Source organism: Vibrio sp. 2096 (genome assembly GCF_033339595.1).
GTDB classification, from domain to species: domain Bacteria; phylum Pseudomonadota; class Gammaproteobacteria; order Enterobacterales; family Vibrionaceae; genus Vibrio; species Vibrio alginolyticus.
In genome coordinates this window covers 499483-525325 of sequence record NZ_JAWOUX010000001.1, presented here as the reverse complement: position 1 = coordinate 525325, position 25843 = coordinate 499483, and the positions used below count along the sequence as shown (strand labels likewise).

The 25843-nt window shown below is 43.1% G+C and carries 23 protein-coding genes; 19 read left to right on the top strand and 4 right to left on the bottom strand.

The genetic code is table 11. From position 1 onward, the window contains the following. The first annotated feature begins 169 nt into the window (after positions 1-169). Both R7Q41_RS02290 and R7Q41_RS02285 read left to right on the top strand, forming a co-directional pair. Positions 170-1780 carry an ATP-binding cassette domain-containing protein gene (locus R7Q41_RS02290; RefSeq protein WP_005375287.1) on the top strand — a complete coding sequence of 537 codons (1611 nt, stop codon included), beginning with the start codon at positions 170-172 and terminating at the stop codon, positions 1778-1780. Next, complete coding sequence (locus R7Q41_RS02285; RefSeq protein ID WP_033906768.1) at positions 1777-3468, top strand: ABC transporter ATP-binding protein; 1692 nt, start codon at positions 1777-1779, stop codon at positions 3466-3468. Before R7Q41_RS02290 ends, R7Q41_RS02285 begins: the two co-directional genes overlap by 4 nt. Before the next feature lie 203 nt (positions 3469-3671). Here R7Q41_RS02285 and R7Q41_RS02280 read toward each other — a convergent pair whose 3' ends face one another. Continuing rightward, the gene (locus R7Q41_RS02280; RefSeq protein WP_318144330.1) at positions 3672-4460 is read right to left on the bottom strand and encodes a helix-turn-helix transcriptional regulator; all 789 of its coding nucleotides are present in this window, start codon (positions 4458-4460) and stop codon (positions 3672-3674) included. Between the two features lie 98 nt (positions 4461-4558). Between R7Q41_RS02280 and R7Q41_RS02275 the strand changes: the two genes are divergently transcribed. The 3 genes from R7Q41_RS02275 to R7Q41_RS02265 all read left to right on the top strand — a co-directional run bounded on the left by R7Q41_RS02275 (position 4559) and on the right by R7Q41_RS02265 (position 6512). Then, on the top strand, positions 4559-5464 hold the full coding sequence (locus R7Q41_RS02275; protein WP_017821248.1) for a DMT family transporter: 906 nt from the start codon (positions 4559-4561) through the stop codon (positions 5462-5464). A gap of 145 nt (positions 5465-5609) precedes the next feature. After that, positions 5610-6095: an acyl-CoA thioesterase gene (locus R7Q41_RS02270; RefSeq protein WP_005375279.1), complete on the top strand. Its 486-nt coding sequence runs from the start codon at positions 5610-5612 to the stop codon at positions 6093-6095. A gap of 171 nt (positions 6096-6266) precedes the next feature. After that, positions 6267-6512, top strand: coding sequence for a hypothetical protein (locus R7Q41_RS02265; RefSeq protein WP_005375277.1), 246 nt, complete (start codon positions 6267-6269; stop codon positions 6510-6512). 367 nt (positions 6513-6879) lie between these two features. Here the strand turns inward: R7Q41_RS02265 and malG are convergent, their stop codons facing one another. The 3 genes from malG to malE form a co-directional block, all read right to left on the bottom strand. Then, the gene (gene malG / locus R7Q41_RS02260) at positions 6880-7770 is read right to left on the bottom strand and encodes a maltose ABC transporter permease MalG (protein WP_005375275.1); all 891 of its coding nucleotides are present in this window, start codon (positions 7768-7770) and stop codon (positions 6880-6882) included. A 12-nt stretch (positions 7771-7782) separates the two neighbouring features. Then, entirely contained in the window at positions 7783-9357 is a 1575-nt protein-coding gene (gene malF / locus R7Q41_RS02255; protein WP_005375273.1) for a maltose ABC transporter permease MalF, read from the bottom strand. Positions 9358-9436: 79 nt separating this feature from the next. After that, positions 9437-10615: a maltose/maltodextrin ABC transporter substrate-binding protein MalE gene (gene malE / locus R7Q41_RS02250; protein WP_005375272.1), complete on the bottom strand. Its 1179-nt coding sequence runs from the start codon at positions 10613-10615 to the stop codon at positions 9437-9439. A gap of 672 nt (positions 10616-11287) precedes the next feature. Here malE and malK point away from each other — a divergent pair. The 14 genes from malK (at position 11288) to R7Q41_RS02180 (ending at position 25837) form a co-directional block, all read left to right on the top strand. Then, positions 11288-12406, top strand: coding sequence for a maltose/maltodextrin ABC transporter ATP-binding protein MalK (gene malK / locus R7Q41_RS02245; protein ID WP_005375271.1), 1119 nt, complete (start codon positions 11288-11290; stop codon positions 12404-12406). Positions 12407-12828: 422 nt separating this feature from the next. Then, the gene (locus R7Q41_RS02240; protein WP_318144329.1) at positions 12829-14229 is read left to right on the top strand and encodes an undecaprenyl-phosphate glucose phosphotransferase; all 1401 of its coding nucleotides are present in this window, start codon (positions 12829-12831) and stop codon (positions 14227-14229) included. A gap of 10 nt (positions 14230-14239) precedes the next feature. Beyond that, positions 14240-15445 (top strand): outer membrane beta-barrel protein, encoded by a 1206-nt coding sequence (locus R7Q41_RS02235; RefSeq protein WP_053307882.1) that lies wholly within the window; start codon positions 14240-14242, stop codon positions 15443-15445. A gap of 12 nt (positions 15446-15457) precedes the next feature. Beyond that, complete coding sequence (locus R7Q41_RS02230) at positions 15458-15991, top strand: polysaccharide biosynthesis/export family protein (protein ID WP_005375265.1); 534 nt, start codon at positions 15458-15460, stop codon at positions 15989-15991. Between the two features lie 15 nt (positions 15992-16006). Next, a complete protein-coding gene (locus R7Q41_RS02225) occupies positions 16007-18187 on the top strand; it encodes a GumC family protein (protein WP_005385847.1) in 2181 nt (726 codons plus the stop codon). Next, entirely contained in the window at positions 18165-18992 is an 828-nt protein-coding gene (locus tag R7Q41_RS02220; RefSeq protein ID WP_206958994.1) for a putative capsular polysaccharide synthesis family protein, read from the top strand. Before R7Q41_RS02225 ends, R7Q41_RS02220 begins: the two co-directional genes overlap by 23 nt. Further along, the gene (locus R7Q41_RS02215; RefSeq protein ID WP_170897549.1) at positions 18967-20013 is read left to right on the top strand and encodes a glycosyltransferase; all 1047 of its coding nucleotides are present in this window, start codon (positions 18967-18969) and stop codon (positions 20011-20013) included. Before R7Q41_RS02220 ends, R7Q41_RS02215 begins: the two co-directional genes overlap by 26 nt. Further along, entirely contained in the window at positions 19988-21208 is a 1221-nt protein-coding gene (locus R7Q41_RS02210; protein WP_395219570.1) for an O-antigen ligase family protein, read from the top strand. The genes R7Q41_RS02215 and R7Q41_RS02210 overlap by 26 nt, the downstream gene beginning before the upstream one ends. A 15-nt stretch (positions 21209-21223) precedes the next feature. Continuing rightward, complete coding sequence (locus R7Q41_RS02205; protein WP_318144328.1) at positions 21224-22057, top strand: putative capsular polysaccharide synthesis family protein; 834 nt, start codon at positions 21224-21226, stop codon at positions 22055-22057. Then, a complete protein-coding gene (locus R7Q41_RS02200) occupies positions 22054-23085 on the top strand; it encodes a glycosyltransferase family 4 protein (RefSeq protein WP_206958996.1) in 1032 nt (343 codons plus the stop codon). The genes R7Q41_RS02205 and R7Q41_RS02200 overlap by 4 nt, the downstream gene beginning before the upstream one ends. A gap of 8 nt (positions 23086-23093) precedes the next feature. Beyond that, a complete protein-coding gene (locus tag R7Q41_RS02195) occupies positions 23094-24401 on the top strand; it encodes an oligosaccharide flippase family protein (protein WP_205391388.1) in 1308 nt (435 codons plus the stop codon). Positions 24402-24403: 2 nt separating this feature from the next. Next, complete coding sequence (locus R7Q41_RS02190; protein ID WP_031781000.1) at positions 24404-24799, top strand: VanZ family protein; 396 nt, start codon at positions 24404-24406, stop codon at positions 24797-24799. Positions 24800-24866: 67 nt separating this feature from the next. Beyond that, a complete protein-coding gene (gene yqfB, locus R7Q41_RS02185; RefSeq protein WP_318107676.1) occupies positions 24867-25187 on the top strand; it encodes a N(4)-acetylcytidine aminohydrolase in 321 nt (106 codons plus the stop codon). Positions 25188-25237: 50 nt separating this feature from the next. After that, positions 25238-25837, top strand: a complete 600-nt coding sequence (locus R7Q41_RS02180; RefSeq protein ID WP_005385858.1) for a TetR/AcrR family transcriptional regulator — start codon at positions 25238-25240, stop codon at positions 25835-25837. Positions 25838-25843: the final 6 nt, after the last annotated feature.

Genomic DNA, 25843 nt, shown 5'->3' with positions numbered 1-25843 from the left:
TTCAACATTCAAGCAGACAAAGAGCTCGCAACACCTACGGCCAAAGTTAATTCAAAACATAATCCATCAACGTCCACTTCCATAGGCTTTATATGAAAAACGATAAGAGCTCAATATGCTCTACCACGTTCTCCTTATTTTCGCTTGATAGGCTAGATAAGGTGACAATATGATAAGTAAAATCAGCCAACATTACGTTACGCCTAGCTTAATGCCAGCCTTAAAGCCATCGATTAAGAAGCTTGCTTTGGGAACGTTTTGTGAAGCACTTGCCGCTGTGGCAAAAGTTGGTGCACTGCTATGCTTGATAAACCTTATCGATAAATTTGCAAACCAATGGATTTACGGTGCCATAGGACTTTGGGCGGCTAGCGCACTTGCCTCATCAGTGGGCTCGTGGTTAGTTCATGATGCCGAGTCGCAGTTTTCCACTCGATTACGTCGCCAAGTTGCTCAGCACTTGACGCGCTTGCCAAGCAAGACCATCTCTCAATATGGTGATAATCAACTGCGTCGCATAGTTTCCGAAGACATCAGCACGCTTCACCACATGGTTGCGCATTTGCCTTCAGAACTCGTGACATTCATTGTCGTACCCGCAACTTCTATTTTTATCATGTTGAATCTCACAGGTCCGGTAGCGATGCTTACTCTGCTCCCTGGTCTAATTGCATCATTGTACTACCTACTCTTTTTACCTAGGTTCGCCGCTAAACATGGCAAAGAGCGCATGACAATAATGGGTGATATCGTTACCGCAGTAAACGACTACACAAGAGGTATCCGAGTAAATCGAATTTACGGCACGCAAGCAGGAGCACTCGACAGCTATAATGATGCCACAAGACGCTTTACTCACGGCATAGTGAAATGGGTTGGTAGCGTTGCCCTTCCAGCAGCAATTGCTACCGCATTACTTCAAGCGGTTTCGACTTTCGCAATGGCCTATACCATTGGCTATGAATTAAGTCCCGTGGCAATGGCGTCGCTATTCTTTTTTGGTTTGGCCGTCGTATCACCCGCACTGAAGCTTGGCCATGGATTGGACTACGTTAACGCAGGAAAGAATGCTGCAAAGAACATCAGCGACTTTTTACAGCAACCACAAATAGAAAGTGGCAGTTTGAGCGCGGGAGAAAAACCGCTATCACTACAAGCATCAAATATCGTAGTGGCTAATGGAACTGTTAATATTATTGATAACTTCTCCCACTACTTCCCACGGGGTTCATTTACAGCCATCATGGGGCCTAGCGGAGCAGGCAAAAGTACGTTACTACGTCTATTAGCAGGTCAAGAAACACCTCTTTCAGGCTTCGTTACCTTAGGAGGCAATCAACTGTCTAAACTCTCTGAGATATCCCGATACTCCGCCATACGCTATGTACCCCAAGATATCGGTGTACTCAAAACTACCATTAGGCAGAATTTGAAACTATCAACGCCAAGTTCAAGTGACGACGAGCTGAACCAAGCTTTGCAACAAGCTCAATTAAAGATTGACCTCAATTCTGATGCAAGCGTGCTTTCAGGAGGCGAGCAACAACGTGTCGCAATAGCTAACACATTTCTAACTCAAGCCAACGTTCTATTACTGGATGAACCAACCAGTGCTCTCGATAAAAATACGGCCTTCACTGTGATCAGAAATCTCGCGAAGTTTGCGAAAACACAAGACAAGATATTGATCATAATTACTCACGACTCAGAACTCGCGAAACTTGCAGACACTACATTGATGCTCAACAGAAAGGCTCAACGACAGGATGAAGAAGTATGACGGCTCACAATACCCTCTATTCCAATTCGACAATTCCACAAAGTGCAAAGCACCGTCTATATCGAGTCGCTATAGGTTGGGGACTAGTTGCATTATTTGAGGCAACGGCTTACACATTTCTTGCAATATCTATTGTCGAACAAGCTTCACCATTGAACGTCATAATAGCTGCTGTTCTAACTGTGATAGTTACCGTTATTGTAACTCGTTCTGGATTTCTCTCTGGTGCGAAACTGGCTGGGGATCTTTATTCATCAGTAGGTCATTCGCTCAGTAAAGCAAAGTTAGCTTGGTTTAATGATCAGCATAGAACTCAGCTCACTCAACTAGCAGAACGAGGAATACCTGGCTTTATGGCCATTCCTGCTCATCAGCTACAAACATTTTTACACGCTCCAATGTTACCCATATTTTTAATTATCGGTATTGGGGTCGTTGGAGGAGGTGAAATTGCACTACTCAGTGCCGTACTGTTACTAGTTGCACTGCTCGTTCAGTACAAGGCGCAAAGATACCTAAGTCGCTCAGATAGCGACCGACATGACGCAGAGCTTCAAGCGACTAAATCAACACTTGAGCTCATAGATCACCTTGAGTTACTTCGCTCAACAGCGGGGCCTGAGCGCTCAATCGAGCGTATTGAACAGAGTTGGCACGCACAAGAAGAAGCTCATTCAACTATTAATCGTAACGCTTCTATCGCAACCTTAGTATCAGGATTGGCAACGATTTTACCCCTTGCAGGTATCGCCATCTATCTCGTCTTAGAGCCGATTACTCAACCCTTATTAGTCTTGGCTTTATTGATATTGATTACCCGTGCAGCTGCACCTTTGGGTGAACTCGCGTTGGCAGGCTTTGCGATTAACGACGTAAAATCCTCAATTAAAAATTACGCTCAGTTAACGAATGTCCCTGTTCTGCCTGAGCCTAATCCTCAATTTGCAACCTCCCCCAAAAACCATAAGTTCGAACTGAACCTTGTGGGCCATTTAGATCTCTTTGAAGATGCTAGCACGGAGATCAAACAAGGTGATACCGTCGTCATCAATGGAGTCAGTGGCAGTGGCAAAAGCACTTTACTGGGCCTGTTTCTAAGGTTTGATGATCCTGACCAAGGTCTTATTTCGCTCGGAGGGATAGATCTAAAGAATATCCCTTATGACGTGCTCACCCAGCATATAGCCTATGTTGCTCAAGAACCGGTCATTTTTACTGGCACATTGGCGGATAACATTCGGTTAGGTAATCCCAATGCAAGTGATTATGAAGTTGAGAGCTTTGCAAGACACGCACAATTGGACAAACTTATTGACTCATCTCCTAAAGGAATACATCAAACAGTAGGACAAAGAGGCTCAGGGTTGTCAGGAGGTGAAAGACAGAGAGTCGCAATTGCGCGAGCTCTCATTAAAAAGGCGCCAATCCTCATTTTCGACGAAGCGACGGCAGCATTAGACGAAGCAACCGAAAAAAGTATTGCTCAACATATTCAAACATTGAACTCGACCGTGATTATTGTGACGCATCGCGATCAGAATATATGGTCACCCACATTGGAACTCACGATTGAGGGTAGAAGAGTTATAGTTGCACAGTACAACTCTACTTCCTTGAAAAGTAGGGACAAATTGGCGGCTGAAGAAACTAATAACAATCAATACTTAAATCTAAGCGGTGTCAATTGAGTTTTTTGTCACTTTAGCACATTGTATCATCTAAAGAATCTTACAGGCATGTTGTAAAGCAATAATAATAAAGCGAATTCTCAAGGTTATAATTCTGACTCAATCTGACACAAGATAGACGTAAGTCTTTCCAATACCATCAGCTTTTCGAGTCGGTCATCATACAGCGCATTGTCAATTTTTTTAAAATAGACTCTACACTTTTACAACAATCGATTCTTGTATTGCTCCGGTGTCATGCCGGAGTATTTCTTGAACATCGCGATAAAAGGGCTAGCTTGGTTATAACCTAACGTCAGAGCGACTTCTTTTACGGTCTGCCCTTTACGCAGCAACTCCATAGAATGTAAATATCGCACACGTAAGCGCCACTCAGTAAAACTCATGCCCAACTCACTCTGGCAATGCCTCGCTAACGTGCGTTCAGTGGTGTGCACTTTCTCTGCCCATTCCGCCAAACTGATCTCATCCGTCGGCGATTCTTCTACTGCTTTTAAAATCGGTTCAAGATACTTATTGTCGGTAGTCGGTAAAAAGTGATGTTCCACTTCTTGTTTCGCCAGTTGATCCAACAACACTCGCACCAAGCGTTTGTCTTCATCGCTCTGCGCGACGTTAATGTCACGCTGACGAAAGTCCTCAATGATGGCAGAAACGATGGGGGTGACTTTGATTAAACTGGTTTTGGTTGGAAAATGCGCCGTCAATTCAGGGGCAATGTTCAAAGAACAATATTCGATTGGCTTACGGTTGTAGCTAGTGTGACGAACTCCGGCGGGAACCCAAATAGCAAGATGTGGAGGTGCTAGAAATCTTGTGTCTTCTGCATCCATCTCCAGAATCCCACCGCTGATCAGTTGCACTTGCCCCCAAGGGTGGCTATGAATTCGTGTTTCTGTATTAGAGAGAAACGCTTCGAAATTCATAAATACATCTGATGGCGCACGATCGATTGATAAGGAGGGGTGAAGATTTCTGGCGCTCTTTTTCAAAATTGTCTTCCTATCGCTTACGATGTCTTTTAAGAGATACTTTTTATTATAAAGACCTGCCAGACTAGCGCCATCAATAATTGTGCTATAGGGTTCTCATGATTTATTTACTTCCGTTTTTCACCGTTATGATTTGGGGTGGTAACTCAATTGTGAACAAGATGGCTGCGAGCGCCATTGAACCAAGTGCGATGAGTTTCTACCGTTGGTTTGTCGCAATGGTACTCCTAACGCCATTTTGCCTGCCTGCAATCATCAAACAACGACACATTATTCGACCTTACTTAGCTAAGTTGGCGTTTCTTGCGTTACTTGGTATGGTTCTCAACCAGTCACTTGGATACTATGCCGGTTTAACAACAACGGCCTCTAATATGGCCCTGATCACCTCTTTAGTTCCTTTGATCAGTGTGTTTTTAAGTGTCCCATTGCTCGGTAAATCTATATCAATGTTAAGTATCGTCGGTGGTGTCATTTCGCTCGGCGGCTTGGCATTTATGCTTGGTCACGGTGATATCACTTACTTTTTACATCAAGACTTAACGCAAGGTGACAGCTTAATGCTCGTTGCTGCCATGGTATACGCGGCTTATTGTGTTCTGCTAAAACGCTGGAAAATGCCATTCAGTAGTTTGACTCTGGTTTACATGCAGGGCTTCTTTTCTGTTTTGATGCTCACACCACTTTGGCTCTCTAGTGAGCAACTGTTACCAAGCCAAGACGCGCTACCATTAATCGCTTATGCTGGTATTGCTGCTTCCATTTTCGCGCCGCTGATGTGGGTCAAAGCGATTGATTCAATTGGTGCTGATTCAAGTGCTATGTTCATGAACCTAATGCCTGTGGTTTCCGTCATACTTGCTTCAACACTAATTGGTGAGAAAATTTACGCTTACCACATTATTGGTGGGTTGTTAGTCATCTCTGGCGTTATCTTGTCGCAAATAAAAGTAAGACAGAGAAAACCATTATCCAATTCTGAGATTGCCTCTACCGCCAATTAACATCTACACCCCAAGCCACAGAACTACGCTGTGGCTTGTCACTTCCAGCGTTCGAATAAAAGTTAATATTTTGTTTCATTCGCTATTCCCGAAAATTCATCTTGCTGCTAAATTGGGAAAACAATAACCCATCAAGGAAAGACAGATGAGCAGTGGTCAAAGAGACATTACCCTTCGCTTTTTAGCAGAACCCAGCGACGTAAATTTTGGCGGAAAAGTGCACGGCGGCGCCGTAATGAAATGGATCGACTTGGCAGCGTACGCCTGTTCTGCAGCGTGGAGTGGTAAATATTGCATTACCGCATATGCTGGCGGCATTCGGTTTGTTGCGCCGATTCATGTCGGCAACTTAGTCGAAGTTAGCGCGAAAGTCATTTATACCGGACGAAGCTCAATGCACATTGCGATTGACGTGCAAGCTAGTGATCCAAAGCAAATGAAAAACAGACTCACCACTCACTGTATCGTTATCATGGTTGCTGTAGATGAAAACGGAAAACCAACCGATGTACCGAAATGGATTCCAGAGTCAGATGAAGACAAAGCCTTAGAGCAATCCGCTATCCGTCTTATGAACATGCGTAAAGAGATTGGGGAAGAAATGGAAGCACACGTTAAATATCTCAAGTAACTGGCATCCGTTAAGAACGCTATTAAGTACCTCAACGTTACCTAGACCCAGAGTGTGGAGCAACATCATGGTTTTGCCATTTGTTTCACGCTCGCCCTTCTCTGTCATAAATCCTTCACCTAGCTTTGCTTAAATCCATCCATTATTTTAGAGTTGGATAGAGTTTGGATCTTGAGACTAAAAGAAACGACCTTAAGTGAAGAGACGTTGACCAATTTAAAAGCGGTCGAGTACCAGTGGGTGAGAACCATGTACGTCGAGGGGTATAACGAAACAGAAATTAATCATTACATTCAAACTTGCTTTGGCGGTGACGTTACCTTTGCTAATCTATTTCGTCGCGTCGCACTGCAGCAAGAAAGTTTGTACACGCTGCTTCAATACGTTGGATGCGCACCTTCCAGCCGAGAGTTTTAATCTCTTCCTTCCCTACCTCAATTTAGCTTTTTACTAAGCTCTAGTTATTTATGTGAAGTGCTACGCAGGGCATTATTCAAGCCCTGTGTAATCCATTGCAAAGCCGCTAATCTCTATCTACTTATTGCACAATTGCCTTTAACAGGCATAAAAAAACCTGAGTCTAAACTCAGGTTATGGTTACAAAAACTGTTAGTGATTGAATCGTAAGGAACTAAGCTAACAGCCAGCTATGCGTAACGCCAATAAAAGCCAAGATATTACTGATCGGCGGCCAAACCAAAATTGTAATATCCGTGCTAAGTATAAGGGCGACCATGTGGTCGCCCTTTTCTAGTTATTCTTATCAATCTCAGACCACAAGAGATTATCCTTTCACACCACCAGCGGTTAGACCACCAACCAACCAGCGCTGCGCAAGTAAGAATACGGCAGTGATTGGCACTGCTGAAAGTACAGCAGCTGCGGCAAAGTCACCCCACAAGTAGTTTTGTGGATATAGGTATTGCTGCATACCCACTGCAAGTGTGTACGAGTCTACATCAGAAAGCAGTAGTGACGCTACAGGAACTTCACCAATTACCATGATGAACGACAAGATGAAGACTACCGCTAGGATTGGCACAGACAGTGGCAGCAATACCAAACGGAATGCTTGCCATGGTGTAGCACCATCAAGAGCCGCTGCTTCTTCTAGAGACGAGTCAATACTTTCGAAGTAGCCTTTAATGGTCCAAACGTGCAGTGCGATACCGCCTAAGTAAGCGAAGATCAGACCGCCATGCGTGTTCAGACCAAGGAAAGGAATGTACTGACCCAGTTTGTCGAACAACGCGTACAGAGCAACCAGTGCCAACACCGCAGGGAACATCTGGAAGATCATCATCGCTTTAAGAATGGTGTTCTTACCTTTGAACTTCATACGAGCAAACGCGTAAGCCGATGTGGTTGATAGCGCCACGATTAGGATTGCAGAAATACCACCCACTTTTACCGAGTTCCACAACCATGTCATTACTGGGAATGGTGGCGGTGTAACTGTACCGTCTGGATTAGTCACCGAGAAACCTAATGCCAATTTCCAGTGATCAAGTGTTGGGTTGTCTGGGATCAGGCTACCCGTTGCAAAGTTACCTTCACGGAATGAAATCGCGATGATCATCAGTAAAGGGAAAATAATCAGTGCCAAGAATGCCCACATTGCAATATGAGTAGCCCAAACACGATACTTTAATGACTTACCTTGTACCATTGCCATTGTAATTTCTCCTTAGTCCTGAGCTACTTTAGTTACGCGTAGGTTGATAAGTGCCAATGCGCCAACCAATAGGAAGATAAGCGTTGCTACTGCACTTGCTAGACCGAAGTCTTGACCACCAGCACCTTCGAATGCGATTCGGTAGGTGTAACTTACTAGCAGGTCGGTGTAACCCGCAGGCTCTGATGTACCAATCATGTTTGGACCACCGCCAGTCAACAACTGGATAAGTACGAAGTTGTTGAAGTTAAATGCAAAACTCGCGATCAACAATGGTGTTAACGGCTTCAACATCATTGGTAGTGTGATACGTGTGAAGTTCGTGACAAAGTTCGCACCATCAATTGCTGATGCTTCATATAAATCGTCTGGAATCGCTTTTAGTAAGCCCATACACAAAATCATCATGTAAGGGAAACCAAGCCAAGTGTTAACAATTAAGATCATGGTTTTCGCCATGAACGGATCAGAGAACCAAGCCGGGCTAATGCCGAATAAGCCTTCCAACAACATGTTGATCTCACCAAAGCTTTGGTTAAACAAACCTTTAAAGATCAAGATAGAAATAAACGCCGGAACTGCATAAGGCAGGATTAGCAACAAACGGTAAACTGAGCGACCTTTAAGTGCTTCCCACTGAACCACACTGGCAAGGACAAGACCAATAACAAGCGTAAATAATACGGTTAGCGCAGAGAAAACAATGGTCCAGATAAAGATACTGATAAACGGCTCTTTGATACCATCATCTTTCCAAACACGCTCAAAGTTGTGGGTACCAATGTTCACCACGAAACCTGGTGACACTGTGCTACCAACAAATTGACCGTTTTCATCGACAGGCTGGTAGTAACCTACTTCCATATTTGGACGTAGCGTTTCTTCAGTCCGGTTGTTGTAAAGCGTTTCACCATCTTCTTGTAATGTGTACAAAGGTACAACTGCAGCAAATTTGCGCAGCCCACTCATGCGGATATCATCACCACTTGGCAAATGTAAATCGACACTGCTCAACGCACTGCGGTTCTTAACAATCGCCTTGATTGATTCTTTTTCACCCGTTACTTCTTCAATTGGTGAAAGATCAAACTCCGATGCTGAAAGGTTATCAAGCTGAAAAGTCGGGCTTGCAAGTAGCTCACCATCTTTTTCAACCACAAGTTGATGGCCTTGCTCCGTTTTATACAAAGTGAACGGGTAGCTATCACCACTTTGGTAAGTTCGGTCCAAAAGTACGTTCTGAGCGCGATCAAAAGAGAGTTGGTTCTTCGCGCTATAGTTGGTAAACGCCAAACCTATGGTGTACGCCAAAGGGAAAAGAATGAAAAGGATCATCCCTGCTATACCAGGGTAGATGTAACGGTGTGCGTACGTCTTTTTACTACCAAAGATGAACAACGCTAAAGCGGTAAGAATGAGCGTAAGTAGTGCAAACGCAATCTCACCGCGAGAATACATAAGGATTGTTGCGTAGCCATTGATGATGCCGACTGTGCCTAAAAGTGACCATTTCATGAACACTTTTTTGCTGCTCGGAAGGCTGGCTTCTGGTGCTGTCATAGCATTTGTACCTTGAACTGACTGCATAGGGAACCTGCTAGCGAATATAGAATAAATATAGAAAAGTAAGGAGGAGTTGCCTCCTCCTTAAAAAGGTCTTACTTAATTATTTAGTCATTTGTTTTTCTGCATCTGCAAGAGCTGCATCGACAGTTTGACGACCGTCAACTACGTTGATGATTGCGTTCTTAGCCGCACCCCAGAATGCGTTCATTTGAGGGATATTTGGCATGATTTCGCCGTTCATCGCGTTATCCATAGTCGCAGCGATACGAGTATCTGAATCTAGTTCACGTTGGAACGAGTTAAGCGCTACCGCACCTAGAGGCTTATCGTTGTTAACCATACGTAGGCCATCGTTTGTTAGTAGGTAGTTCTCAATGAACTCAACCGCTAGGTCTTTGTTTGGAGACGCAGTGCTGATACCAGCTGTTAGAACACCAACGAATGGCTTAGAAGATTGACCTTGGAACTTAGGTAGCGTAGTCACGCCGTAGTTAACGCCTGACTTCTCAATGTTGCCCCAAGACCATGGACCGTTGATCGTCATCGCTGTTTTGCCTTGGTTGAACGCAGACTCAGACACTGAGTAATCCATATCCGCAGAGATTACGCCTTTATCAACTAAGCCTTTTACGAAGCTCATTGCGTCTTTAACGCCTTCTTTCGCGATACCAGCGTCTTTAACATCGTAACCTTCAGAAGTGTATTTGAACGCGTAGCCGCCATCAGCCGCCATTAGTGGCCAAGTGAAGTACGGTTCTTTTAGGTTCCACATGATTGCAGACTTGCCGTCTTTTTTAAGTTTTGCATCTAATGCTGCAACCTCTTCCCAAGACTTTGGTGGGTTTGGAACTAGGTCTTTGTTGTAGATTAGAGATAGAGACTCAACCGCAACTGGATAGCCGATCAATTTGCCGTCGTAACGTACTGCATCCCAAGCGAAATCAACGATACCTTCTTGAATATTCTTAGAAGGTTTAATTTCTGCTAGCAGGCCAGCTTCTGCGTAACCACCGAAACGGTCGTGAGCCCAGAATACGATATCAGGACCGTCGCCAGTCGCTGCAGTTTGAGGGAATTTGTCTTGAAGGCCATCTGGGTGAGCCACAGTCACTTTAATGCCTGTGTCTTCTTCAAATTTCTTACCAACTTCAGCAAGGCCGTTGTAGCCTTTATCACCGTTGATCCAGATAGTAAGTTGTCCTTCTTCGATGGCAGCATTAGCACCAAAAGAACCCAAAGCAACAAGAGTACCTAGTGCTACAGCGCTTAACTTTTTCATGTTCGTATCCTTTTTATATTTTTGATGTAGGGCTAGTCCATTGAGGTTCAGCCGTATTTCGACATATATCATCTGAAATAATCCAATATGTCTCATCCTCCTAATCCCTACGCCCTTACAATTATGACGTATTTTCGTGATCTAAATCGCCAAGGGTAAGAGACTCAAATCACAAAATGGATAGTTCCTGTGATCGGTTTCAACTTTAGGTGGTGCAATAATGTGATTTCCGACCAACTGCTTTCTTCCTCCTCCTTTTTTACTCCTCCCTTTCTACTCCCCCTACAATTATTTCTATTAGGAGGATGTCGCACTACGCACAATCTTAGAAACTGCAGTCATCCAAGAGTGGATGGTAAGAACCCTTTCCCAGCAGTGCCTACGTATTAGGAAAAAGATTTGCTGGTTTTGCATTGCCAGACGAGTGGAATGTCATTATTAGTGTTGTTTGTGGTAATTATTTCACGGGGGAGACAATACGAATAATGTGGGGGAGAGAAACTCGTACTTGGCTATGATGGGTAGCACTTCTATTCAGGACATTTTATTGAAGTGCTACCCTACTTTTCTTACCAACCGCAAGAACTTACCGATTCCTACTGTTACTGCTCGCTAGATAATTCATATAATGATGAGCGGTGAATAATAAAAAATTGATCGAGGACGAGCTACATGGCGAGTGTCACGTTAAAAAATGTTTGTAAAGCGTATGGCGACGTACTGATTTCTAAGAACGTAGACCTAACAATCAACGAAGGTGAATTTGTTGTTTTCGTAGGTCCATCAGGTTGTGGTAAATCTACCCTTTTACGTTGTATTGCCGGTCTTGAAGACATTACTTCAGGTGATTTGTATATTGGTGACCAGCGCATGAATGACGTCGAACCATCCAAACGTGGTGTTGGTATGGTATTCCAGTCTTACGCTCTTTACCCGCACCTTAACTTATATGACAACATGTCATTTGGCTTGAAACTAGCAAAAGCAGACAAAGCAGAAATCGACAAGCGTGTTGAACAAGCAGCAGAAATCCTACAACTAGGCCACTTGCTTGAGCGCCAACCAAAAGCACTTTCTGGTGGACAGCGTCAACGTGTGGCGATTGGCCGAACATTGGTATCGCAGCCAAATGTATTCCTTCTAGACGAGCCACTATCAAACTTGGATGCGGCACTGCGTGTAAACATGCGTGCACAAATCACGAAACTTCAGCGCCAACTTGGTTGTACCATGATCTACGTAACGCACGATCAGGTAGAAGCGATGACAATGGCAGATAAAATCGTTGTACTAGACGGCGGTTATGTATCGCAAGTTGGTAAGCCGCTTGAGCTTTACCATTACCCACAAAACCGCTTTGTAGCTGGCTTTATCGGTTCTCCGAAAATGAACTTCATGAGCGTATTCATTGATGAAGTAGAAGCAGAGCGCGTCAAAGTTCAACTATCTAACGGCGTATCTTTCTGGATTCCGGTGGATGGTACAACCGTTAACCGCGGCGACCGAATGTCTTTAGGCATTCGCCCTGAGCACCTATTATCCGCTTCTGAAGCTGATGCAAGTATTCACGGTGAAGTGATGATTGTTGAGAAGCTAGGTAACGAAACTCAAGTATACCTAAATCTAGAAGGCGCGGACGCCGACGTTATTTTCCGTCAGCCGGACACGCTTGCAGTCGACACTGGCGATAAAATCGAGATCGGTATTCCAGCTCATCGTTGTCACCTGTTCCACAGTGATGGTCGCGCATGCCGCCGCCTATACAAAGAAAACGGCGTAGAAGTCGAATAGTTCATTCGTCCTTACTCAAAAAAATCCCTCTCAAGTGAGAGGGATTTTTTTATCTTAATAAATATCAGCAATTCGATACTAAATCATTAATCGTGAACGAATCAAATCACCCGTTTCTTCTACCCTCACATAAACCATTGTCTTTGTACTGATACTTCATTTTTAATACTTTTCCTCATTCCTCATAAGTAAGTACCAGCTTTTTCCTAACCCGCCAAACTTAGCCAAAGGGCTAAATATCATTCTTATTTCCACTTACCTCAACAAAGCAAATTTTTACACTTATCAACGAAATTACACGTGACAAAAAACTCAGCAGCATTCCACAGAATGCTCTGTGCACTAACTACTAATAACGTTCACGACACGGCAATTGGGGAAGACACCCAAGGGCGGTAGCGTGTCAGAAGGGAAACTGAGTCATGAAACAAAAAGGACTTATCCGCTCTCATGAGATGGAGTTCGCTTTTTTATATCGCATCTCAGATCTTGCTGTCATCGTCTCTTTTATGCTGCTTTTAGTGTTCAAAGACATGAATACTGCGATGGGGAAAGATTACGTCATATTGGCTTTCGTTGGAGGCATCTCCTTTCTATTTATGGCAGAAAGCGGCAATCTTTATCGCTCTTGGCGAACCAGTTCGTTTAAAGAGCAGATGTTTATTGTCTGTGTTGCTTGGGCGGTGACTTCTGCACTTATCTTTATTGTGCTGTATTTTTCTGAAGTCCATACCTTATTTGATAACACAATTTTAGCGCTGTGGTTTGCGATTACGCCCGCTCTGCTTTTAGCATGGCGAGTAACATTCCGTACCGGATTAGCCTATTTGAGAAAAAAAGGATTCAACACTCGCACTGCGATCATCATCGGCCAAACTCCTCACGGCATTACCCTAGCTAACGAAATTCAAAACCACACAGAACACGGCGTGCTTTTTGATGGCTTTTACGACGAACGATCTTCCGACAGACTGCCAAATTCTGATTATCCTATTAAAGGAGCTGTTGACCACGCCCTTGAGCGAGCTAAAAAAGGGGAAGTAGATTACGTCTATATCGCGATGCCAATGCACGCAAAAGAGCGCATTGCGTCACTTCTTAACCAATTCTCAGATACCACCGCAAATACGTATCTGATTCCCGACTTCTTCACTTATAACCTTTTACATTCTCGTTGGGCGCAGATCGGCCAAGTTCAAACACTAAGTGTCTTTGATACACCTTTTGCTGGAATTTCTTCTTGGGTAAAACGGTTTGAAGACATCTTGTTTTCGAGCATTATTTTGGTCTTAATCGCCCCTATTCTATTCGTCATTGCGATTGGCATTAAGGCAACTTCTAAAGGCCCTGTCATCTTTAAACAACATCGTTACGGTCTTGATGGACGCAAGATTGGAGTCTGGAAGTTCCGTTCAATGACAACCATGGATCAAGGTTCCAACGTGAAACAGGCGACAAAGAACGATCCTCGTATTACGCCTTTTGGCGGATTTCTACGTCGCACCTCTTTGGACGAACTGCCTCAATTTATCAATGTACTGCAAGGGACCATGTCTATTGTTGGTCCACGCCCTCATGCCGTGGCGCACAATGAAGAGTATCGCCAGATTGTTGACCGATACATGCTACGTCACAAAGTAAAACCAGGCATTACTGGCTGGGCGCAGATTAATGGTTATCGCGGCGAAACCGACACCTTAGAAAAAATGGAAAAGAGAGTCGAATTTGATTTGGATTACATCCACCACTGGTCGGTTTGGATGGACATCAAAATCATCTTTATGACCGTTTTCAAAGGCTTCACTGGTGCTAACGCTTACTAAGGTTGAGATTATGAAGAAACTGACAATGGCAATAGCATTGAGTCTGTTTTCTACTGACTTGCTCGCAGAACCGATGGCTTACCAAACCGAGTCTGGTATAGAGTTGATTCCCCTCGTAAAAACTTTCTACGAGGGAGATGACAACATCAATAAAGCGGAAAAATCCGGCAATGTAGAATCGGTCAATATTTGGGGTATAGAACCAAGCTTATTAGCACGTATAGAACGGAATCGCTATCGCGCAGATATTTTATATAAGTTAAAAGCTGGCTTTTCATCTGACGATCGCAACGACTTCGACGACCACACTTTTCAGTTTTCCAACTTTTTCGAATTTAATCATCGTCATCGTTTAGTGGTTGATTACCGTTTTCGCGCCCAGCATGAAGTTCGAGGAGAAGATATTACCGAAGGTAATGGTAGCGCAATCGACTCACCAATAGAGTTCAACCGTAACGATGTAAAAACCAATTATGTCTTTGGATCTAACGGTGCCAAAGGCAGACTCGAATTCGGTTTAGGCTATAGTGATAAAACCTATCAAAACTATCGTGAAGGCTTGCCTGGGCGCCCAAACGCTAAAACTAAATACAACGATTTTCGAGCTCCCAATGCACATTTGGAGTTCTATTTAAGAGCGACGCCAAGAACCTATTGGTTAGTCGGAACAAACCAAATCGTAACCGATTATCAGCACCGAAATTCTGCGCAGCCATCGAAAGATAACAACACCAGTTTCTATTACACCGGTGCCGAATGGGAAGTCACAGGAAAAACCAAAGGCATCGCTCGACTCGGTTATCAAATCAAAGATTTTGACAGCGCTCAACGAGAGACATTTAAAGGCTTTAGTTGGGATATCGGCTTTGAATGGTTGCCTCAAGAACAAACTCTAGTCAGCGTGAAAACCACTCAAGCGGCGGTTAACCCCGATCAAGATGGCGATTACAACCTACAAACTCGTTACCGACTGAACCTGAAGCACGATTGGAATAGTTACCTTGCAACTCGCTTAGGTGCTGTTTATCAACAAGATGATTACACGGGAATCTCCAGAAACGACGATCGGTACACTCTATCTTTTGGTATCGATTATCAGATCAAACGTTGGATACAGCTGCAAGCCGATTGGCAATACCAAGATAAAAACTCTAGCCGATCGGATTATAGCTTCGAACAAAATATTTGGACTTTAAGCGCACAGTTTTCTCTGTAAAAAGGATTATTAATGAAGGCATTCATCAAATTCATGAGTGTAGCGTTGTTGCTATTTAGCACTTTGGTCAACGCTGACTCAAACGAGGAAGATTACTTACTCGATACTGGCGATACCATTTCCGTGCAGGTCTATGGTGAAGAAGATCTTACGATTAAAAATATTCTAATAACGTCAGATGGCTACTTTGATTACCCCTACCTTGGCCGAATTAAAGCAATCAAAAAAACACCAAAACAACTCAAGTACGAAATAGAAACGGGCTTAAAAGGCGATTATCTCATCAATCCAAAAGTGATGGTCACCATCAATAACTTTCGTCTGTTTTACGTTAATGGCGAAGTCAGGAAACCTGGTGGATTTGAGTACCGTCCAGGGTTAACCATAGAGAAGGCCATCGCTCTAGCAGGTGGCTTGACCGACAGAGCCTCACGCAAAGGCATTAACCTCACCAAGCATAAAACAGGTCAAACGATGGAAGGAGTCAGTATGCACCGCAACGTTGAACCTGGTGACATTGTATTTATTGACCAGAGCTTCTTTTAAGTGACAGGGAATCAAATGAACGGGACTCATCCAAATAATCTCCAGATGAACAAAGTAGAACTGATTCGTTTTGGCCATCACTTCAAAGCGATTAAAAAGAATTGGCTAAGCATCGCAGCATTCACGCTTCTGTTCTCATTAACTTGTACTTGGTATATCTACTCCAAAGCATCGATATACCAAGCTACAGCTACGCTACTCATCCAAGAGGAGCAAAAAAGCGCCCTTTCAATCGAGGAAGTATATGGCGTCGACACGACAAAAAAAGAGTACTTTCAAACGCAAATCGCCATTTTAAAATCGAATCATATTGCAGATAAGGTCATTAGAGAGCTGAACCTCACCCAATTACCTGAATTCACAAGCTCAGGGGGGTTAAATAAAAAAATCGACCAAATAAAGTCGATTCCTTTTGTTCAAGACCTACTGAATGTGGCACCAAGCCCAAAAGAAACCGCCCAGTTTTCAGAGTCCTATTATCAGGCACTTCAAGCTTTCAGAAGTAAACTCGATATTGAGCCAGTACGTAACACCCAATTAGTCAGAATTCGCTTTCGTTCTACCGATCCTAAGCTTGCGACGACAATCGCCAACGCGGTCGGCCAAGCCTACATTGACGCAAATTTTGAAGCCAAATTGGTCGTTACACAAAATGCGGCTACTTGGTTGACAAATAACTCTCAAAAATTGGAGGAGCGATTACGTAACTCGGAGCAAGCGCTGCAAGAATTCTTGTTAAAAGAAGGGTTGATCGATATAAACGGTATTGATGAAATTTACGCAAATGAGCTAGAAGAACTCACTCGCAAGCTGAATATCGCTGTTAATAAGCGTATTGAAGCGCAGACGTTAATCCAACTGTTACGACGTAAATCTTCGCAAAGTTTAGACAGCTTGTTGTCAATTGATGAATTCGCTAATCAAGCGCAAATCCGCGATCTAAAATTGTCGGAAGCACAGGCAGCCAAAAATCTCTCTGAACTGGCACAGCGCTACGGACCTAAACATGATCGAATGATTCAGGCGAAAGCACAGCTTGCTGAAATTCAATCAAGAACCCAGCAACTCATCCGTGACATTTCCTTCAGTAAGCAACAAGACCTTCTTGCTGCAAAAGCGCAAGAGGACATGCTTCGAGCAGAGCTCGATAACAAAAAGTCAGACTTCCAATCGTTAGGGTCACAAAAAGCGCGTTACGAACAGTTAAAACGCGAGGTTGAATCTAATAAGGCACTCTATGAAGCGTTCTTAAATCGTGAGAAAGAGACCAACGCCACCAGCGACTACAAGAATGTCACTGCTCGCTTTACTGATAAAGCCATCATTCCTCTATTCCCGGTGGCACCACAACGAATCAAACTGGTACTGATTGCCACCTTTTTTGGCTTTGCCATTGCTTGCGCTCTAGTCATCATCTTAGAAACGATGCGAGAAGTTATCCGAAGCACAGCCGATGTGCAGGAAAAACTTGGTGTTACGTGTTTAGGTGTGATTCCTATGGTCAAAAAACGCAATTTGCGTAAAAACGGCGTCAGTTATACCGCGTATTTAGATGATGAAGAAAAGCTATTTAGTGAAGCTTGCCGCTCGGTCAGAACCTCGCTTCTGCTCAGATTAACCAACACGAAGCAAAAGATATTGCCCTTTACCTCTGCTATTCCAGAAGAAGGAAAAACATCGACCAGTATCAATATGGCGGTGTCGTTTTCAAAAATGGAAAAGGTGTTGATCATCGACTGCGATTTACGTCGACCTTCCATCGCAAAGCGATTCGGTATTGCTGAATCAAGCCCTGGCTTAACGCATATCCTGACGATGGATACGCCAATCAAAGATTGTGTTACACATATAAAAGAAGCCAACTTAGATGTATTATCGGCCGGCCTAATTCCGCCAAACCCACAGGAATTACTGGCTTCTGATCGCTTTAAAAAGTTGCTCGAACATTTTCAAAATAAGTATGACCGGATCATTATCGATACGCCGCCCCTACTGTCAGTGAGTGACGCACTTATTCTTGGTCAGTATGCCAATGGTCTGATCACCGTCATTCGCTCAGAATCAACAAAATCATCACTGGTTAACCTTGCGTTATCTAAACAAATACAACACTCAGTTCCATCTCTTGGCGTCTTAATCACACAAGCCAAGGCCAAGGAAGGAGAGACGCTTTATGTCCAGAAATACGCCTACTAACGTAAACCTATCTTGGTACCAAACCTTGAAAAGCCAAGAACAACCGGTATTGATCTATCAAATGGGCAAAGTAGGTTCGAGTGCATTAGAGCATTCCATTCCTGACTCGATTCACTTGCACGACCTTATGACCGTCGATGCGCAAAAACAAATATCCCCCGTTAGAGCGCAATTGCATAAGCCTCAGATCAATGCGTTAAAGCGACGACTAAAGCGCATAACGATGAGCCGCATGTTAAAGCGTAAGAAAAAAGTTCGAATTATCTCGCTGGTGCGTGAACCGATCGGACGAAATGTCTCAATGTTCTTTCAAGCACTTCCTTTTTGGATGGCGGACAAATATCTAAAGGATGACAGCGCAATACGTACCGAACGACCGCAATTACTCCAAGAAGCATTTGATAAGCACATGAATCATCAATATGCGCTGCAGTGGTTTGACAACGAGATCAAACAACTAACAGGGATTGATGTGTTTAACGAGTCTTTTAATCACGAAGTAGGCTATCAAACATACCATAACAATAACTTCTCACTGTTGGTCATTCGAAGTGACAAGCTAACGAAGGCTAACTCCGCAGTTGAAGACTTTTTAGGTTACCCCGTGGATGTTGTTTATGAAAATCAATCAGACAACAAATGGTACTCGCCACTAATGAAAGAATTCAAAACGCAATTTCAACCTACACCCGAGTACGTTGAAGAAATGTTCTCATCAAAATTAGCACAACGTTTCTTTTCAAACTCTGAAATCCTATCACTCAAGGAAAAGTATTTAAATGAAAATACTACACATAATCAATGACTTATCTAGCAATGGTGGAGCACAGCGCTTTCTTGTAGATCTAGTAGTCCAGCATATGCCTCAATATAAAATACGAGTTCTCATTCTTAATCCAGACAATGATTTCGAGGAAAAACTGAAAGAAAGTGAAGTGACGTGCTATGTTTGGAAGTCACTGTCTCTAATTGAAAAATGGAAAATACTCCAATGGCCAGATTTGGTACATAGTCATTTATTTCCTTCTATATACCTCGCTCTATTTTCCTTTGGAAAAAGGAAAATACAAACAGAACATAACACAACTAATCGACGCAGGGACTATCCATTATTTAAGTTTATGGAGCACCTTCTTTATATGAGCAATGACAAAACTATTTGCATCACTCACAAGGTTCAAGAAGCATTAGTTAAATTCATACCAGCATACAAAGACCGCTATGAAGTAATATTCAATGGTGTAGATCTTCATCGATTCTCTAGACAACCTAAATTATATAAGGCGCTAGAAAAAAAAGGAGTTATAAACATAGGAATGGTTGGTAGGCTTCATCACTATAAGGACCACGATACATTAATATGTGCAATAGCTAAATTACCAGAAAACTACCACCTCCATCTAGCTGGAGACGGAGAAAAAAAACAAGTTCTTAGAAAAAAAGCAAAAGATTTGAACTGCGATCATCGTATACATTGGTATGGTATCACATCTGACATTCCTCGATTCTTATCTAGTCTCGATCTGTATGTGCAATCTTCAAAAGTAGAAGGTTTTGGTCTTGCGGCTGTAGAGGCTATGGCTGAAGGGTTACCAGTTCTAGGCTCGGACGTCCCCGGACTAAATGAAGTAATCGGAGATAAAACTTATTTATTTAAACAAGGTCAATCCGATGACTTAATAACAAAAATACTTCACATAGTGGGTAGTAAAAGCTCCTATGAAGCTGCTTCCTGTTTTTTTGTCGAACGTTGTAACCAGTTTACTTTGAATAACTTTAGGAACAGCTATTACAAAATTTATGATGAACTTTGTACCGATAAATAACCAAACTCCGATAATAGCTGCGTGCTTACTAACATTGTTCTTTATTCCTATGAAGTTTCGTGCTGGAGGAATAGCGCTAGCCCCTTCTGACATCGCAAGCCTTTTGTCCATTGGTTTTACTGCATTAGTGGTATTGGAAGGAAAAGCTGAAAAACTCATGCATCCCTGTATGGGGTTCCTCGTATTGTTCACTGGGTATGTGTTCATAAATGGTCTGCTAAATCGCGTCCCTTTAATGCCGCTAGTTATAGAAACTGTGCAATGGTTAGCGATTTTGTGCCTACTGAGCCTAATGTACGCCTATGGCGTGTTTGATGACGAACGGGTAATGGTTTATTTCACGTATCTGTTGTTTTTCATCTGTACGCTCGTTGCCTTATGGCACTTTGCTCAGGGCTATCAAAGCGGGTTTAAGTTACTCGGGGTAAGTAAATACGGGTTCGGTGTACTGTGCTCGCTACTGTACCTTTATCGAGATAAAATTCGCGCTTTCCACCTTTTGATGCTCGTAGCTTTAGTATTACTGGTGTTGTCACAAGAAAGAAAAGCGCTACTTGGTTTTTGTCTGCTTTTCTTCTTTGACCAACTGCTCGTAAAAAACTTAATGAGAAAATCGCTCAGCGAAACGTACACGTGGACGATTTTATTAGCCTTAAGCTTCATTGTGTTTACTGCCGTCACAACCACACTCTACGTTGGGTTTGAAACGCTAGCAGACACATTGGAAATAACCCAAGAAGACGTCTTATTTGCCAACCAAAGTGAAGCCCGCTGGGTATCGAATCTTCATAGAAAACTTTTACTTGCCAATGGGCTAGATATTTTATTTCAACACCCGGTGTTAGGTGTCGGCGCGAAAATGTTACCCAACTTTATGATCAGTTACTTTAATTATGATGAGCTGGCGATCTACACCCACAACTTTGTGTTAGATACCGCAATTGAATACGGATTGCTTGGTATCGGTCTGCTGTTTGGTGGTTATTTTCTTTTTATTCGCTTTTGCTTCCGTAGTCTTAATGAAAACAGAAAAAGCCTATTACTTGCGATATACGCCCTCATCATGGTGTTTTTCGTTGCGGTAAACACCACCATAATTTTAATACTCTTATTACCCGTCATGATCAGCATTAGCAACGACTCAAGGGCCATTGCTCATACTTTTCCGGTAAACCATCACCACGAATATGAATAATCAAGGATAGGATAGATGAAGTATTCAATCTCTCGACAATTTGAAAAGAACCGAGAACTCCAAGCTGATAATTTTGTTTTAGTTTACCAAATGGGCAAAGTTGGCTCCTCATCAATTGAGCACACGCTAGGGGAGAAAAATATCCCGAGCTATCACATCCACACCTTTGATGATCACGAAGAATTTCACATGTATCACAATAAAAAAGACGTGAGTAAATTCTTCGACTTCCGAAACCGCGCACTCTATCGCTTAGTGCTCAAGCAGCGAAAACGTATCTTACAAAAACGCGAGCAGATTAAAATCGTTACGCTGGTCCGCGATCCAATCGCAACTGTCTTTTCTCGTTTCTTTCAAGACCTCCATTTGCAATTTATCGAAGGCAAAAAGAATGATGCAATTCACCGAGATATGGAAGTCACGTATCAGCACCTCGAGCATTGCTTTGATAACTATATCAATCTCAACTATTTTGCGGACTGGTTCGACAACGAGTTAAAGCGTAATTTCAATATCGATGTGATGTGCCAAGAGCTGGACAACACTCAACCTTTCTTCACATTCCAGAACGATCAGGCCAACGTCATGCTAATCAAATGCGAACAGCTCAGTTCTCTTGATAAAGAAATCGGTGAGTTTCTTGAGTTGCAAGACTTCGTACTGAAAAACAGCAACGAAGCGAAAAACAAGTGGTACTCCAATATCCACCAACACTTTAAGAATCACTACGACTTCTCAAAACTGTTCTATATGTACGATCTTCCCTTGTATCGCCACGTTTATTCAGAGCAAGAGCGTGATGCTTTTAAACACAAATGGATGCAAACACCAGGGACAAAATCATCATGAAGAAAGTGCTCCATGTTACAGAAGCATTTGGAGGTGGCGTTCAAACCGCCCTCTATAGTTATGTTCACTCATCCAGAGACGAGCCTTATCAGCATTTCTTGCTAGCCAGAGCCCGAGAAAACGACTTGACCAATGAGAACAACCACCACATTTTCGTACAGACAAAGTGGGTAGAAGGCGGCTTGCTTCAATTTATTCGCGATGCAAACCACATGATTGCATCACTTGGTCCCGACGTCGTGCATTTGCACTCGAGTAAAGCAGGATTTCTCGGCCGATTTCTAAAGCTTGGCAAGGCACGCTTGGTTTACACACCGCACTGTTATGCCTTCGAACGTGAAGATATCTCAGAGCTTGCACGCCAGATCTATAAAGCACTAGAGAAAGTAAAACTGAGCAAAATTGATGTGGTTGCAGGCTGTAGCCAACGAGAGTGTGACCTAGCCATTAGCATTGGTGCGAAACGTGCCGAATTGCTCAACAACTACGTGTCTTATCAAAGTGAAGATCGTATAGAGCGAAACAAGCAAGAAGCGCTGAAGCTCGTTGTACTTGGTCGTGTCGCGCCCCAAAAAGATCCTCAGTTTCTTATCAACACATTGCAGTTCCTTAATCGGTATGCGCTTAACCGCCCGATAGAGATCACATGGATAGGTGGCGGTGACCACGTACTCGAACAGAAATTACGTACTGAAAATGTGGATGTAACGGGTATGCTGCCTCGCGATGAGGTAGTTGAAAAGCTCAAGGGTTCAGACCTTTATCTACACACTGCAGCATGGGAAGGGATGCCGTTAACCATTCTAGAAGCATCCAAGTTACATCTTCCTATGGTTATTCGGACCATCGGCGCAACCAAAGATCTCAACTACCCGTTTTTAGCGCTCACACCTGAAGAAATGGCCAAGCAGATCGCGCATTGTGTCAATCATTATGAAGAGATCGATTTTCGCCAATATACAGCACAATTAAACGATGCCTTCAGTGAAGAAAAGCAGCGCCTCGCACTCAATAATATTTACGGTTAAATGCCCCTATGTTTCACACTGTTCAACAAAAATTACTGTTGATGCCCAGCGGTAAAAAAAGCTTGTTATCTACTGGATTAAAAACCGCAATCACACGTGTGTTGAGTGCGCTATTTGCTTTTTTACTGACTCTGATTGTATCGAAGACCAGTGACGCTTCGACGGCCGGTCAATTTTTCTTTTTATTCAACCTAGTCTCGCTACTCGCCATCGTTTCTCAGCTAGGTTTTGATGTCTCGTTAGTTCGTTACAATGCGATCGCTTTTAATAACAAAGAGAAGCTTGAACAAAGCCAAAACTATAAAACCGCACTTTATCGAAGTATGGCATTTTGCTTGCTCGCCATAGGCGTTTTGTTGGCAGGGTTTAATCTGTTTCCAGAACAGCTAAACCAGACTCAATCACCAATGTATGCGATTACTTTATGCTTGCTTTGCATACCTTTCTTGGTGCTTGCGCAAACCAACAGTCGGGTGCTTCAAGCATGTAGAAAAGTCGTATCATCTCTGTTTGCGTTGCAGCTTGGGGTAAGCATGTTGATGGTCATTTTTGTCTTTGCCCTAGACTATATCGGTCAGCAAAATATCAACAATCTAATGACCGCACTGCTTTTAGCGAGCATAGGTGTCGCGGTCATATCTAGTGCCAATTGGCTTGGCTCAGATCAATATCAAACATCGGCTTTCGTACCAAACAAAAAAATGGTCTCTTCTGCCAAGCAAGTCTGGGTTGGCAGTATCTTCACGAATGTTCTTCAATGGGGAAGCCTTGTTATTGCGGGCTTTTTTATCTCAACAGCGGAAATCGGTTTGTTAGCCGCAGCCCAACGCACATCACTACTGATTGGCTTTGTGCTGATTACCATTAACTTTGTGGTCGCCCCGATGTTTGCCTCTCTCTACAAAGAGCGTCAAATGCTCAAACTGCAGAACCTGAGCCGCTTGGCGTGCCGAGCCAATGTTGGTTTAGCGATTGTACCCGTAATTATTTGCACCCTCTTCCCCGAGTTTGTAATGCAGTTTTTTGGTGAGGAGTTTCTCGCCGCGGCGCCACTATTAGTCGTCCTTTCTCTGGGGCAGTTAGTCAATGTTGCGACTGGTTCAGTAGGGTTTTTATTATTAATGAGCGGTCATGAGAGAACCATGAAATACATTACAATTTCCTCCGGTACGGTGTCTATCTGCCTACTTGTTACGCTTTGCCAAATGTTTGGGGTGATTGGTGCAGCGTGGGCAATGGCAATTGGCATGGCTATCCAGAATTTAGCTGCACTGTACTTTGTAAAACGTTACTTAGGCTTCTTTCCAATAGGTTAATTATGGCTTTAATACTGGCACGCACGAGTTTTGTTTTAGTCCTGATGCTAACCGCTTCACTCTCTTTGTGGAAAAGCTCTGACCTACACCATACTGCTTACCTGCAAATGGAAACCTACTTAGGCGGATCGAGTACGCTTCACTTTACTTTCAGTTTATTGATCGGCTTTTTATCGGTTTTCACGTTCCCTTCTCTGGTGAGCTCGAATAAAACCGACATTTTTGGGATTCGTCTTTTGCTACTGCTGTTGGCTATCGTTTCAATGGAAGAAATAAGCCAACTTTTTATTCCAAATCGATCATTTAGTTTTGATGATCTCAGCACCAACTGGATAGGCGTTATCTCAGGTTACTTTAGTGCCAAGTTAATTCGTTTCATCCGCGCTCGATCGTTCTAGTAAGACAGGAATCTCTGGGGTATTTGGGTATATAATTACGCCAAACAACCAGACTAACGAGTACATCATGCCATCTCATCCAACCAAGATTACTTTTTTTGAATTCTTAACCCCGTTGATCACGTCAGGCAAAAAGACGATAACGATTCGAGATGAATCAGAAAGCCATTACGTTCCCAATACAGAAGTCGAAGTTTTTACCTTAGAAACGGATCGTAAAGTCTGCGATATCAAGATACGTTCTGTAGAACCACTTCACTTTGAAGATATTAATGAGTTTCATACAGAACAAGAAGCCATCGAACTACCAAAACTCAAGCAGTTAATTCGAGAAATCTACCCAAATACCGACACGCTCTTTGTTATTGAGTATGAGCTGATTAAATAACCCACAACAAATACTAGACGACTGGTCTAATTCATTCTATAGTACACTTCATGAACGCAAAGACGAATGACACACGCCAACATATTCTCGACGTCGGATACGAGTTGATCGTAAACCGAGGGTTCACGAGTGTTGGTCTTTCAGAGCTATTAAAAAAGGCCGCAGTGCCAAAAGGCTCGTTTTATCATTACTTCAAATCCAAAGAACAATTTGGTGAAGCGATGATTCAAGACTACTTTACTAAGTATTTTGAGCGTTTAAACGCACGCTTTACCAATACTGAACTGAGTGGCTACCAACGCCTAATGAGCTATTTCGAAGAAATGGTCAAAGTAGAAGACGACGTGTGTAATGCGAACAAATGTTTATTGGTCAAGTTAAGTGCAGAAGTCTCCGATCTCTCTGAGTCAATGCGCTTGGCATTACGCCAAGGAGCAGACAAAACCATTCAAGCGATAGCGGATTGCATAGACATCGGCATTCAAGATGGCTCAATCCCCAATGGTGACAGTGCGTTATTAGCAAGGCAGATATACTACCTTTGGAATGGCGCTAGCTTGCTGAACAAACTTTATCAAGATCAGGCAGCATTGACGCAAAGTCTGACCTATACTCAACACTTACTGCAGAATACGCGCACTTGTCCATAACAGGCG